The 14745-nt window shown below is 62.2% G+C and carries 8 protein-coding genes; all 8 read left to right on the forward strand.

From position 1 onward, the window contains the following. Positions 1-40 precede the first annotated feature (40 nt). Positions 41-1738, forward strand: a complete 1698-nt coding sequence (locus AB0O97_RS00215; protein ID WP_363878625.1) for an RDD family protein — start codon at positions 41-43, stop codon at positions 1736-1738. Continuing rightward, on the forward strand, positions 1735-2841 hold the full coding sequence (locus tag AB0O97_RS00220; protein WP_363878628.1) for a PP2C family serine/threonine-protein phosphatase: 1107 nt from the start codon (positions 1735-1737) through the stop codon (positions 2839-2841). The genes AB0O97_RS00215 and AB0O97_RS00220 overlap by 4 nt, the downstream gene beginning before the upstream one ends. Continuing rightward, entirely contained in the window at positions 2834-4909 is a 2076-nt protein-coding gene (locus AB0O97_RS00225; RefSeq protein WP_363878631.1) for an FHA domain-containing protein, read from the forward strand. Before AB0O97_RS00220 ends, AB0O97_RS00225 begins: the two co-directional genes overlap by 8 nt. Continuing rightward, positions 4906-6714, forward strand: coding sequence for a serine/threonine-protein kinase (locus AB0O97_RS00230; protein ID WP_363878634.1), 1809 nt, complete (start codon positions 4906-4908; stop codon positions 6712-6714). The genes AB0O97_RS00225 and AB0O97_RS00230 overlap by 4 nt, the downstream gene beginning before the upstream one ends. Before the next feature lie 30 nt (positions 6715-6744). Then, on the forward strand, positions 6745-7449 hold the full coding sequence (locus AB0O97_RS00235) for a hypothetical protein (RefSeq protein WP_363878637.1): 705 nt from the start codon (positions 6745-6747) through the stop codon (positions 7447-7449). Next, positions 7446-11882 carry an FtsK/SpoIIIE domain-containing protein gene (locus tag AB0O97_RS00240; protein WP_363878640.1) on the forward strand — a complete coding sequence of 1479 codons (4437 nt, stop codon included), beginning with the start codon at positions 7446-7448 and terminating at the stop codon, positions 11880-11882. Before AB0O97_RS00235 ends, AB0O97_RS00240 begins: the two co-directional genes overlap by 4 nt. 143 nt (positions 11883-12025) lie before the next feature. Then, positions 12026-12289 carry a hypothetical protein gene (locus AB0O97_RS00245; RefSeq protein WP_363878643.1) on the forward strand — a complete coding sequence of 88 codons (264 nt, stop codon included), beginning with the start codon at positions 12026-12028 and terminating at the stop codon, positions 12287-12289. A 158-nt stretch (positions 12290-12447) separates the two neighbouring features. Next, positions 12448-14745: an NAD-dependent DNA ligase LigA gene (gene ligA / locus AB0O97_RS00250; protein WP_363878646.1), complete on the forward strand. Its 2298-nt coding sequence runs from the start codon at positions 12448-12450 to the stop codon at positions 14743-14745.

A 14745-nucleotide genomic window follows, 5' to 3' on the forward strand; every position in this document is an offset into this window, starting at 1 on the left:
TTCAGGCTTCTCCGGCGGGCACGGTATGAACGGGCCTGGCATGAACGGCCCCGGCGGCCACGGCGCGCAGCAGTATCAGGGACAGCAGCAGGCGCAGAGCGTGCCGGGCATCATCAATGTCGACTCCTCGCTGGGCGGGCCTTTGCTTCCGCCTGTGCAGGTGGGGGAAGACCCGCGCGGGGCTGCCGCAACGGCACTGTCCAACGCCGGTGCTGGCCGCCGTCTGGCCGCCAAGATAGTTGACGGCGTTCCGCCGGCAATCCTGATGGGCGCAGCAGGCGGTATCGGGGCGGCTTTGGTCTCCACCACGCCAGTGGAGGGTGGCACCCAGCTGAATCTCACATGGTTGCTGGTCCTGCTGGGTGTGGCATCGCTGCTGTCGCTGGCCTATGTGGTGTGGCAGTGGCTGTGGGAAGCCAAGGCGGGCAAGACCCTGGGCAACCTCATGCTGGGAATTCGCACCACCAACATGGAAGGACACCCGGCAGGGATTCTGGCCATATTCTTGCGTTCCTTGATGGTCAGCCTCAGCGGTGTGGTGCCCACGGTGGGGCCCATCTTGATGCTGGTATCGAACACGTGGGACAAGAATGACAAGCGGCAGGGTTGGCACGACAAGGTGGCCCATACCCTGGTCTTCAACGTCAAAAATGGTCGCAACCCGTTGGAAACCGGTGGCATTGCCGAACATGAAAAGTTCACCCCTGCCGAGGTAGCCACCATTTCGCCGGTGCATTCGCCGCTGGTCCGCACCATGGCCAAGCCTGCTGCTGCAGGACAAGGTGCAGACCACGATTCACAGCAGGGCTGGACACAACGCCCGCCCGTCGCCTTCACTGGATCGTTCCCGGGAGCAGAGGCTGCCTCCGCACCTGCCGCCCCCGCGCCGGCAGCTAAGGGTGGACGACGCAAGAAGAAGGGGGCCGCGCCCGATCCCTTTGCGCCTCCTGCCATTGCATTCCAGAACCAGCAGAATCAGCAAGCTCCTGCCATCCAATTCCAAGGCCAGCAGCAGTTTCAGAACCAGCAGGGTCAGCCGAATCAGCAGCAGAACCCGCAGCAGTTCCAGGGCCAGAATCAACAACAGAACCCGCAGTTCCAGAATCAACAGAACCCGCAGTTCCAGCAGCATCAGCAGAACCAGCAGAGCAATCCCTTTGCACCTCCTGCCTCGGTGCCTGCCTCGGATTTTCCGGTGGCCACAGGTCCCATCACCAATGTCCCAGGAATCACCCGACCGCCGGTTGCCTCGCAGAACAACCAGCAGTTCCAGCAAGATCCGGGATCGCAGCAACAGAACTTTGTGCAGGCCCAGCAGGCCCCACACGCCCAGCAGGCCCCACACGCCCAGCAGGCGTCGGCCGATGACGAGGCGGGGGAGACCCGCGCCCGCCCGCAGGCTCTCAGGACCGCACTCCGTCTGAGCTTTGATGACGGACGCACAGAGGACCTGGCTACCACAGCACTCGTTGGCCGTAATCCTGCCGGTTACGATGGTGAGATGATTTCGCGTCTGATCTCCGTCCAGGACTCCACCCGATCAGTGTCCAAGACCCACCTCCACCTCCGTGTTGCGGCCGAAGGCCTCTGGGTCACCGACCGCAATTCCACCAATGGCAGCGCCATCGCTGCCCCCAACGGAGCCAAGATCCCGCTGCTGGGTGGCTCACCAGCCTTGGTCGAACCCGGATCACGGGTGCATTTCGGCGACAGGTCATTTTTGGTGGAGAAGGCATGAGTTCCTCGGATGGACACGACAACGAGGCTAAGTCCGGGGTCCGCTTGGGCTTCGGGTTTGGCACGGACCGCGGACTGCGCCGGGAACTCAATGAGGACTCCTTTCTAGCTGCCGATCCGCTTTTTACCGTCGCAGATGGCATGGGCGGGCATGAAGCTGGCGAGGTCGCCAGTCGTGAGTGCATCGAGGTGCTCAGCAACCAGCGGCTGCTGAGCGCAGGCTCCCGGGAGGCAACGGCGTCGGACTTGCAACAGGCGCTACGCCAAGCCGATGCCCGGATTCGCGAGCTGACCAACGCTCGGGCGGGCACCACTGTCAGTGGAGTGGTTCTGGTTGAGGAACGCACTGTGCCCTATTGGCTGGTGTTCAATGTGGGCGACTCGCGGACCTACCGCCTGAGCCAAGGCGTCTTTACACAGATCAGTGTGGATCATTCCGAAGTTCAGGAAATGGTCGATCGTGGCTTGATTACGGCCGAAGAGGCTCTGGTTCACCCGCGCCGGCATGTGGTGACCCGCGCCCTTGGCACCGGATCGGACACCGAAGCTGACTTCTGGCTGGTCCCGGTGGAAGAAGGCGACCGGATTTTGGTTTGCTCCGATGGTCTCTCAGGCGAGCTGGGCGATGAGCAGATTCACCGCGTGCTGAGCACTCTGCGTCATCCCCAGGATGCAGTGGACTCGCTCATTCAGGCGGCACTGCGGTCCGGCGGGCGGGATAACGTCACTGTCATCGTGGTGGATGCCAGCAATGTCATGGGCAGCACAGGCGAGGAAACCCTGAACAACCCCAAGACTGCAGACACCGTTCCCGAGGACACACTCCCGCGCATGCCGGTGGTGGAGGAAGTTCTCGAATCCATTCCGGTGTCAGTTCTCGATCCGGGGCAAGAATCCGCTCCTAAAACTGAGACCCGGGAACCGGATTCGCAAGCACCACGGGCTGAGTTTGTGGAAACACGGACCAGACAGCCTGAAAACCAGAGCACCCCAATCATCACGGCAGCCATAGGGCTGCAACCACCGTCGCACGCACCCGCAGTACCGGCTATGGCAGCACATGCCCATGCCGCAGCACTTTCAACCGAGGAGAATCATGGTTAGCAGCACGTACCGCACAGGCTCATGGCTTGGAATTGTGCGATCCGGCTCTGTCATCGTGCTGGAGAGCAACACCAACCCGGAGATCGTGACCCGGTTGTGGGAATTCCTCGGTGAGGATCCCACCATCCACGGTGTCTTGAATGAGGTCACCGAGTCCTTCGGCACCGGTCTCACCGGGTTGCCCAGCTTCGCGATCCTGGTCCAGCGCGATAAGTTGCACGCGATCCTGCGCGGGGACATCACGCTCCTCGCCCAGAAGAATGGCGCCGTCGAGCTCGTCTCCGGCCGTGATGTCACCACCTGGAGCGAGCGCTCCCTGACGCTTCCGGACGCGCTGGAACTGACCTTGGCCGAATCCGATTCCGGGGCCACCGAGTTGAAGCTTCCCATGGGTGAAGCTGTGGTGCGGTTGCAGTCACTGCGGTTGGTTCTTTCAGGTACGTTCACTGCTGCGGTGCCTTTGGCTGGTGCGTCCTCCACTGAAATGGACGACGTCGATTCCCCCGCCACTGCTTGGGCTGCTGACCACAACGCCACCATGACCAGTAACACCAGGGCAGCGTCCTTTGCCCCCGCTGCCCTGCCGGAGGTGGAGGATGCGGCACCCGAGGCCGTACCCGCCGTCGAGCCCGAGCTGGATAACGAGCCTGAGGATTCAGCTCCTACCGCTGCCCACGAGTCTGCAGATCTGGCTGAACAGCCAGTAGCGCAGGAACAGGCCATATCACTGGCCGAGGAAGATTCCTTTGTGTCCGCGGAACAGCCCGCCGAGCCGGAAGTGGATGCCTATGCCAGCTTCGCCATGGCAGCCGAGGCCGCCGACGCCGAGTGGAGCGCACAGCTAGAGCCTGTGCAGGCAAACGGCGAGGACGATATCAACGACCTCAATCTGACCATTCGCCCCGATCTGCATGAGGAAGAATCTGCTGCCGGTAGTAGCGAATCCTCGGCATCAGATGTCGCCAGGGAGCCAGGCCAGGAGTACTCGGTTGAGAGCGAGTCTGCGTTGCCCGATGCCGGCATGGAAGAGGCCAGCGAAGCCGAGGCTGGACAGGAACAGAGCGCTCAGGGCAACCCTGCCTCAGACGGGCAGGATGCGCCGGCCGGTTCTTCCGCCGATGACGCGGCCTTCACCACTTCCTACGACCACTTGTGGGGTCCCACCGTGGCCCGGAGCGTGGAAGATGCGGCCATTCGACTGGATGAAAATGGCCAGCCCATCGCAGCGGTGCATGCCGATCCAGTGGTTCCCCCGCTGCCTTCACTGCCGCCGATGACAGGCACTGACTCAGCGGGCGGTAACTCAGCGGACGGTGACGCAAGCGATCCTGCCGAGGAAACGCCAGCCGATGCGGGATCTGAAAACCTTTGGCAGGGTTCTGCCTCAGAGGGGGCTCAGGGCAACGCCCCTCACGCCTTCGGCGGCACGGAATCTCTCATGATTGACTCGGTGCCGTGGGGTGCTCCCGCAGCCCAGAGCCAGAGTGCCCCGGCAGCAGCAGAGGAGCCCTTTGACCCTGACCATGACGGCCAAACCGTCATGAGCGGCGATGTTCAGCGAGACCTGGCCCCAGCCGCCGCGGCTCCGTTGGAATCACGCCCGCCCACCGGCCCCATGGTTTTAGCGCGCCTGTGCTTACACGGTCACGCCAACCCGCCGAGCCGTTCACAGTGCTCGGCTTGCGGTGCCCTGCTCAACTCCGAACCCCGTGAAGTGGGCCGTCCGCGACTGGGCATTATGCACATTTCCAGCGGTGAGTCGGTGGAGCTGGACCATTCACTCATCATTGGCCGCCAGCCTTCGGTGTCCCGTGTCATGGGCGGCGCCATGCCCCGATTGGTGCAGGTCAAGAGTGGCAACGACGATATTTCACGCTCCCATGTGGAAGTGCGCCTTGACGGCTGGGATGTGCTCTTGGTGGATCTGAAAGCCACCAACGGAACTGTCTTGGTGCGCGAAGGCCAGGCTCCGCGTCGTCTGAGCCAGGGCGAGCAAGCCATCTTGCTCAATGGGGATATCGCCGAACTGGGAGACGGTATCTCCCTCCTCTTTGACGGCCTGCTGTGAGCAATAGGCGAGCAGCCGCGGCGCCCCCGCAGCTCCCGGGCTACACCTTTATCTCCGGTCTGGGCTCCGGCGGCTTTTCCGAGGTGTACCTGTACGAACAGGAACGTCCTCGGCGCAAGGTCGCCGTGAAGGTCCTCACCGCCGACCTGAAGACAGCTGGTGCCAGGACCCGCTTCGAGTCCGAGGCGAACCTCATGGCGGAGCTGTCCGCGCACCCGTACATCGTCACGATCTACGAGGCCCAGATCACTGATTCCGGTCACTCCTACCTGGCCATGGAGTACTGCTCACGCCCCAGCCTGGACATACAGTTCAAGCAGGGCCGATTCAGTGCTGACAAGGCCATGGAAATTGGCATCCAGGTGGCCTCCGCCGTGGAAACCGCCCACCGTGCGGGCATTGCGCACAGGGATATCAAGCCGGCCAACATTCTGGTCACCGACTACAATCGGCCGGCCCTGACCGACTTCGGCATCTCCGGAACTACCGATCCCCAGCAGGACGACGGCGGCGGCATGTCTGTGCCGTGGTCGCCACCTGAGTCATTTGGCTCGGCCGCAACGGACGGCGTGAAGGTCGATATCTGGGCTCTGGGCGCCACTATTTATACATTGTTGGCCGGACACTCTCCGTTTGTCATTCCGGGTGCGGAGAATTCCTACCGCATCATCGGCGACCGGATCGCCTCCATGCCATTGCCCAAATTGGGCCGGGCGGACATTCCCGAAGCCTTGGAAATGGTCTTGGCAACGGCCATGGCCAAGCACCCGAGTTCGCGCTACAGCAGTGCCAAGGATTTTGCCCGGGCACTCATGCGCGTGCAGGCCGATTTGAACTATTCCGTGACGCCCTTTGAGGTGCAGGAAGACGTGGTTGTCCATGACGGTCGGCCCAGCAATTCTGATGACTATTCAGAGGCCACCCGGGTGCGCTCCATCGTCTCCATCGATCCAGATGCGAGTACCAGCAACCCGACGTTTCCGTCCCGGAACACCTCCGGGGGTCAGCACTCCACAGGTCCCGGAACTCCGGCCGGAGGGAACTCATTCACGGCGCCGCCGCACATTAACACTGTCCCCGGCGTAACGGGGTCCAGCACTGGCCTGACCCGCAATGGCCAGACCGTCCCATCACAGGACACCACCGGTGGTCCCACCGTCCGCAAAAGCTACTCGAACATCGCCTCGGCTACGTCCTGGAATGATACGGCCGTGCGCAGCCCGGCCCAGAGCCAGAACCAGAATCAGAGCCAGAGCCAGGGGCAAAACCAAGCTGCCCAGAGCCAGCTCGCCCAGCGGCACATGCTGGAACAGACGGTGGGGCGCAGCGAAGTGCTGGCCCCTGCCGCAGACGCTCACGTTCCCACGCTGGAACCGGCGAAGAAAAAAGGCAAGTGGCTGGGGCTGATCTCCGGGCTGGTACTGGTGGCCGGCGTCGTCATTGGAATTTTGGTGTTCCTCAATGTCGGGGCACCGGAAAAGAACGGCACGGTGACGGAACCCTCCACCTCGCCGCCCACGGCGTTGGTGGTGGGATCTGACGTCCCGCAGGTGACAGACTTGAGCGCTAAACCCATCAATGGCGGGGCCGAATGGACGTGGCAGAATCCGGAACCGCAGGAGGGTGACCAGTACATGTGGGCCGCCGTCAGCGTGGTGGATGCAGGCGAATTCAAGAGAATTACTGACAATAAGGTTTTTGTGGTCAACGACGTCAACGGCGCATCATGCGTTGCCGTAAAGCTGCTGCGCAAGAACGGGCAGGTCTCAGAAGAGATCCGGAAATGCTTTAGCAGTGATCACTGAGAAATTTGAACCAACTAGGGGGCTGCCGTCATGGCTGAACTAACCATCGATTTTTGTGGCGAATGGTATGAACCGTCGCCCGAGGACGTCTTTAGCATTGGCCGTGAAGGCGATATTGAGGTTGACGACAACCCGTATCTGCACCGGAAGTTCTTAGAAGTCAGCAAGTATGACGGCATCTGGTGGCTCACCAATGCAGGCACCATGCTCAGCGCCACGATCGCCGATGCTGCCGGTGGCATGCAGGCGTGGATGGCCCCCGGGGCGCGCATCCCACTGGTGTTCGCGCAGACGAACGTGATTTTTACGGCCGGACCTACCACGTACGAGTTCTCGGTCCATTTGGCGTCTCCGTCGTTCATGACGCAGAGCAGGGAAGACGATTCCGCCGGGTCCACCACCATTGGTCCGGTGGTCTTCACACCCTCGCAGAAGGCCCTCATTGTGGCGTTGGCTGAGCCCATGCTGCGCCGCGGCGGAACCGGTTTTAGTTCCATCCCGTCATCGGCTCAGGCTGCCAAACGGTTGGGCTGGGCACTGACCCGCTTCAACCGCAAGTTGGATAACGTGTGCGACAAACTGGACCGCGTGGGAGTGGTGGGGCTGCGCGGTGGTGGCGGGAAGCTTGCCACCAACCGGCGCGCCCGGCTTGTCGAACACGCTGTTACCTCCCACCTGGTCACCCCCGATGATCTCCCCTTGCTGGAAAGCCAACGCGGAATGGATGATGAATGAGGCTGCGACTGACACTCCGGCGTGAACCGCAAGCCGACACCAACCTGGCCGTGACGGTGGATGGTTTGGCCTCAGTGGGGGACATTGCCACGGAGCTGTTCCTGTCGGATCCTTCACGCAAGGGGGCCCAGGCGCCGCCGAATCTCTCCCTCTTAGTGGAGGAGTCCATGGTGGGCGGGGTCCAAGGGCGCACCTTGCCACCGGAGAGCAACCTGCTGGAATCCGGGCTCCGTCCGGGTGCCACGGTCTCGCTCACCCAGGTCAGTGATTCCTTTGCCCTGCCGAACCAAGACAGGGGACCGGCAGCGGCCACACTGCGCGTCATGGCTGGCCCGGATGTGGGCAAGGAATTCGCGCTGCCACAAGGCACCAGCTATGTGGGGCGTGACTTCGACGCCGACGTACGCCTCAGCGACCCCATGACCTCCAAACGCCATGCCCGCATCACGGTCGGTGAAACGATCGAGATTGTGGACACCGGCTCAGCCAACGGGCTGATGATGGAAGGAATCCAGATCTCCCGGGCCATGCTGGGTTCCTCCGATGAGGTGACGCTGGGGGAGACCACCATCTCAGTGGTCAGCTTGGGTCGCGGCTCACAGGCTGGCCCCACCAGCCCGCTGGTGGAATTCAACCGCTCACCGCGGGTGGTGCCACAGTTCAAGGTGGAGAAACAAACCGTTCCTGCTGGCCCCAAACGGCCCCGCAAGGAACGCTTCCCCGTGGTCATGCTGATCGCCCCCGTACTCATGGGTGGTGTCATGTTCGCGGTCACCCAGAACCTGTTTAGCATCATCTTCATAGTGATGATGCCGATGATGATCGTTGGTAGCTACCTGGACCAGAAATTCAACGCCAAACGTGAACTCCGGGAATCCATTGAGCAGTTCCGTGGGGCCGTCCAAGAGTTCCGCCGCCAAATGACCGCGCGGCAACAAAGAGAACGCGCCATCCGCCTCGCCGAAAGCCCGTCGACGGCGGAAACCGTTGACGCGATTTACAAACTTGGCCCCATGATGTGGACGCACCGTCCCGAGCACAAAGCGTTTCTGTCCCTGCGTCTGGGCATTGGCCGGCAGCCTTCCCGCACGCCCATCGAGGTGGGCGACAGCAACGACACACTCCCTGAATACATGGAAGAAGTTCAGGAGCTCAAGACTGAATTCTCCGATATTGACGCAGTCCCCGTCGTGGCACAGCTGCGCAATAGCGGCGCTGTGGGCGTGGCAGGTCCGCGCGGTGTCGTGGACGATGTGGCCCGCGCCTTGGTGCTGCAGGCCGTGGGACTGCACTCTCCGGCTGAACTGGCCGTGGCCGCCATGACCTCAGGGGATTCCAAGCAACGCTGGGAATGGTTGCAGTGGCTGCCTCATGTGGACTCCGTCCATTCACCTCTTGGTTCAGATCATTTGGCCTCCGGCAGCGGGGCGGCAAGTGTATTGCTGGCCGCGCTGGAAGATCTCATGGTCAACCGCGGCATCAACCTTGCCGCGCACGCCGCCGCTCACCGCGGCATCATGGACCCGAGTAAGGCCGAAACCCCTCCGCCGGCCACCCCCGTCATGCTGGTCATCATTGAAGATGACGTCAAGGTGGACCGGGCTCGGCTGACCCGTCTGACCGAATACGGCGCCGATGCCGGCATTCACATTCTGTGGGTTGCCGGTTCTGTGGAAGCACTGCCGGCTCCATGCCGCGACTTTGTCCATGTGGCCGAAACTGCCACCACCGGCCAGGTCCGGCTGGGACAGCTGACCTACCCCGTGAGCTGCGAGAGCGTCAGCGTGGAGCTCGCCTCCCAGCTGGCTCGCATGATGGCCCCCGTGGTTGACTCCGGCAAACCGGTCGACGACGACTCCGATCTTCCCCGCAGCGTGTCCTATGTGGCACTCGCCGGCCACGACATCGTGGAGAGCACAGCCGGAATCGCCGATCGCTGGTTGGAAAACAACTCTGTTGCCTCCCGCGCCGTGAAGAACCGCAAGTACCAGGGCTCCTTGCGTGCCCTGGTCGGTTCCAAGGGTGTGGAACCGATGTACCTGGACTTGAAGACCGAAGGCCCGCACGCCTTGGTGGGTGGCACCACCGGTGCCGGAAAATCCGAGTTCTTGCAGGCCTGGGTGCTGGGCATGGCGGCCGCCTACAGCCCTGATCGGCTCTCCTTCCTCTTTGTTGATTACAAGGGTGGGGCGGCTTTTGCTGACTGTGTGCAACTGCCACACACCGTGGGTTTGGTGACAGACCTATCCCCGCACTTGGTGCGCCGGGCCCTGACCTCGCTGCGTGCCGAACTGCATTACCGCGAGCATCTGCTCAACCGCAAGAAAGCCAAGGACCTGCTCGCCATGGAGCGTGAAGCGGATCCCGAGGCGCCGCCGTCGTTGATCATTGTGGTGGATGAGTTCGCCGCACTGGCCAAGGAAGTGCCGGAGTTCGTTGACGGCGTGGTGGATGTGGCTGCCCGTGGCCGCTCCCTAGGCTTGCACCTGATCCTGGCCACGCAGCGCCCCTCCGGTGTCATCAAGGACAGCCTGCGCGCCAACACGAATATGCGCATCGCCTTGCGCATGGCCGATGTGGACGACTCTCAGGACATTTTGGGCGAGCCCACCGCCGCCTACTTCAGCCCATCCATTCCCGGGCGCGGCGCTGCCAAGACCGGCCCTGGCCGGATTCAGGGTTTCCAAACCGGTTATGCCGGGGGCTGGACCACACGTACGCCGCAACGTCCCCGGATCGACATTGTGGAGATGGACTTTGGTGCCGGTGCCGCGTGGGAGCAGGAGCTTGCCGCGGCTCCCGTGGAAGAGTCGGCCGGTCCCAACGACATCGCCAAAGTGGTGGCCAATATTTCCTTGGCCGCCGTGGAACTGGGTGTCAAACCGCCCCGTAAGCCGTGGCTGAGTGAACTGCCGGAAATTTACGACTTCTCCAAACTGCCCAACCCGCGTACGGATGAGCAACTGGTGTTGGGTGTCATGGATGATCCCGAGCATCAGGCGCAGCCCACGGTGTTCTTTGAGCCCGATCGTGACGGCAATATGGCCATCCTGGGGGCCAGTGGCTCCGGTAAATCGGCGGCACTGCGCACCATTGCCATTGCCGCGGCCATCACCCCGCGCGGTGGTCCCGTGCAGGTCTACGGCATCGATGCGGCCTCCAACGGGTTGGCGATGCTCGAATCGCTCCCGCACGTAGGTGGCATTATCAATGCCGAGGACGCTGAGCGTGTGGGCCGGTTGCTGCGTTATGTGCGCGGCCTCATCGAGGAGCGGGCCGAGACATTTGCCGCCGTGAAAGCTGGCAGCATCGCCGAATACCGCCGCCTGGCCAATAAGCCCAACGAGCCGCGCATCATTGTCATGGTGGACGGGCTGGCCACCTTCCGCGAACTGTACGAGTTCCGGGTCGGCATGAACCAGTTCGAAACCTTGCAGCAGATCGCCACCGACGGCCGTCCCATGGGCGTGCACATTGTCATTGCCGGTGACAGCCCGAAGTCGCTGCCGGCGTCGTTGGCGTCCTCGGTGCAGCGCCTGCTGGTGTTCCGCCTGGCCACGGTGGACGACTATTCCAACCTGGGCCTGCCGCGCGACGTCCTCGACCCCGCCTCGCCTCCTGGCCGTGGCATGATCGACGGCGGCGAAATTCAGATGGCGATCTTCGGCGGGACCCCCAACCTGGCCCTGCAGGCGCGTCAGGTGGCCAGCCTGGGCGAGACCATGCGCCGTCAGGGTGTGCCACAGGCGCCGCGGATCGAATCATTGCCGGAAAACCTGGACCTCAACGTCCTCCCGGCGGCCACCTCCGGGAACGTCATCATCGGTGTGGACGATTACAACCTGGAGCCGGCCGGGCTGCAAGCCAGTGGCGCGCTCATGCTGACCGGGCCGCCGTCATCCGGGCGCACCACCGCCCTCGTCACCTTGGCTGAGGCTCTCAAACGGTCGACGCCGGGGACGCGCCGCGTGTACTTCGGCTCACGTCGTTCGGCGATCGCCAACCTGCCGGTATGGGATGAGGCGATTGTGACAGCGGCAGGGTTGGAACCGGAGCTACAGCGTTTCATCGACCTAGTGGAAAGCGAAACCACACCGGTGGCGTTCTTCATTGAAGGCGTCACCGAGTTTTCCGATTCCGAGGCCGAAATGGATCTGGTCACTCTGATCAAGTCGGCCATCAAGGCGAACTACTTTGTGGTGGGCGAGGCCGAAACCTCCACATGGGCGGCCGCCTGGAATCTGGCCGGACTGTTCAAATCCGGCCGCCGTGGGCTACTGCTGAACCCCAGCGACATTGAGGGCGACACCTTGATGAACACGTCCCTGGGCCGGTTGTACAACAATAAGTTCATCCCGGGCCGCGGCTTCGTCGTGGGCCGGGGCAAGGCGTTCCAATTGCAGGTGGCCACCACCATGGACCACGAACGGTAACTTTTGGGCGGGCACCAGAGTGCTTTGGTGGGCTTGGGTAGTTGTCCCCATCGCACTCTAGAAATGTAGTTGTTAGATTATTCATAGTCGCCCAGTTGGACAAGCCAACACCGGGTCTCTTCTTTTCGTAAAGGATGAACATCATGGCAATGCTAGGTAGCGATCCCCAGGACATGGCAGAACTGGTTTCGAAGTTGGCTTCAGCCATCGACCAGATCACCTCTGCAATGAGCACCCTTGACGGCAAGGCACAGTCCGTCCGGTGGGAAGGCCCCGACGCCAACCGCTTCAAGGGCACCACGTGGCCCACGTCCAAGAAGCAGCTCAACAGCGTCATCAACGATCTGACCCAGGTCAAGACCTTGGTGAACAAGCAGAAGATGGAACAGATCGCAGCTTCACGCTAGTCCCCACTCGCCGGCCACAGAAATCGCTGACGCGATTTATGTGGAACCTGGCGAGCGTGGGCCCAGACCGGCTCCCAATTGCGGGGGTCGGTCTGGTATTTAAGGGCCGCTTGAGCTGATTGGTGCGCTGGGGCGGCTTCGTGGGGCAAGATAGAAGCGTGAGCAGCGAGAACGTAGAAAATCAGCCCATTCCCACCGACGCAGACCGTGAGCGCTACGGCGTCTTGGTGGATGAGATTCAGAAATATCGGGCGGCGTATTACAACGATGACGCACCGCTGGTTTCTGACGCGGAGTTCGATCTTTTGTATAGCGAGCTGGAAAAGCTTGAGGCGTTGCACCCGGAATTGGTGACCAACGATTCCCCAACCCAGCTGGTAGGTGGGGATGTCTCGGTGGCGTTTGCCGCCGTCGACCATTTAGCCAGGATGTACTCGCTGGAAGATGTCTTCTCCCTTGCGGAGCTCGAGGCGTGGCTGGTGCGTGCCGCCGCTTCGGTTCAGAAGCAGGGCGGGCAGGCGCCGAAGTGGCTGACCGAGCTGAAGATTGACGGGTTGGCCGTGAATTTGTTGTACCGCGACGGTGTACTGGTGCGGGCGGCAACGCGCGGCGATGGCACCACGGGTGAGGACATCACGCACAATGTGGCCACCATCAAGGACATTCCGCAGAAGTTGCATGGCAATAACTTTCCTTCTGAGGTGGAGATTCGCGGCGAGGTTTTCATTGCCTCGAAGGATTTCGCGATTCTGAACGAACAGATGGTCGCAGCTGGGAAGGCTCCGTTTGCGAATCCGCGGAACTCGGCTGCTGGATCGCTGCGCCAGAAGGACCCGGCGGAGACGGCCAAACGCCCGCTGAGCATGTTTGTGCACGGGATCGGTGCGCGTGAGGGGCTATCCACCGCTACCCAGTCCGACACCTATGAGCTGCTGAAATCGTGGGGCATGCCCATCAGCCCCTACTACAAGGTGCTCGATACGCTGGATGCGGTCATGGACTTCATCGCCTACTACGGCGAGCACCGGCACGATCTGATCCACGAAATTGACGGCATTGTGGTTAAAGTGGATGACCTGGCCACACAGCGCGAGCTAGGCCATACTTCGCGTGTGCCGCGGTGGTCGGTTGCTTACAAGTACCCGCCGGAGGAAGTTCACACGAAACTTCTCGACATCCGGGTCCAGGTGGGGCGGACCGGGCGTGTGACTCCGTTCGGCATCATGGAACCGGTGTTGGTTGCGGGATCCACGGTAGAGCGGGCCACTTTGCACAACCAGGATGTGGTCAAGGCCAAGGGCGTCATGATTGGCGATATCGTGGTGCTGCGCAAAGCCGGGGACGTGATTCCGGAGATCGTTGGGCCTGTGATGGCGCTGCGCGAGGCACAAGATCCGCCCGTGCGCGAGTTCGTGATGCCCACACACTGCCCGTCTTGCGGCACCGAACTTGCTCCGGCTAAGGACGGCGACATCGACATCCGCTGCCCTAACACGCAGTCCTGTCCTATCCAGTTGACCGAGCGCGTGGCGCACCTTTCCGGGCGCGGTGGCTTTGACATTGAGGCGCTGGGCTATGAGGCCGCCATGGCGCTGACTTCCGGCCCCGGGCCAGACCCGGCGGAGAACGGCGGGGTTATTGCACCGGCCGGTCCCGGCCCCTTGACGAGTGAAGCGTACGTCTTCGATATAGCGGAACTGGACCTGTCCGGCGTCGTAGTCTGGCGTGAAATTCGCTCCAAGGGGGAGGGGACCGGGCGTTTTGCCCAGGTGCCGTACTTCTACACGAAGGCCACCGCAAAGAAGCCCTCGGTGCCCACCAAGACCACCGAAAAGCTATTCGAGGAGCTGGAAAAAGCCAAAAAGGCGCCGTTGTGGCGTGTGCTGGTGGCGCTGTCGATCAGGCATGTTGGGCCTACGGCGTCGCGCGCGCTGGCTACCCGGTATGGCTCCATGGAAGCGATCCGGGAAGCGTTGGCGGCTCCGGATGCGCGCGAGCAGTTGGCCAATGTTGACGGTGTGGGTGCCATTATTGCCGAGGCGCTGATCGAGTGGTTCGCTGTGGATTGGCACCAGGAAATCGTTGACGCCTGGGCTGCCTCCGGTGTCCTGATGGCCGACGCCGTGGATGAGTCTGTGCCGCGCACATTGGAAGGCTTGACCATTGTTGTGACCGGAACGCTGCCAACGCTTAGCCGGGATGAGGCTAAGGAAGCCATCATCACTCGAGGCGGTAAGGCGGCCGGATCGGTCTCTAAAAACACCTCCTACGTGGTGGCTGGCGAGGCCGCCGGTACCAAGCTGGATAAGGCCGAGGCGCTGGGAGTCCCCGTGTTGGACGAGGAAGCGTTCCTGCTGTTGCTGGCATCGGGGCCGCTTCCGGCTGATGGTGCCGCTGAGGCTGCAGCCGATCCTGCCGGTGAGATGACCGCTGACCTCCCAACCGAGACCAACTAA

The organism is Specibacter sp. NPDC078692, assembly GCF_040686835.1.
Classification (GTDB): Bacteria; Actinomycetota; Actinomycetes; order Actinomycetales; family Micrococcaceae; genus Specibacter.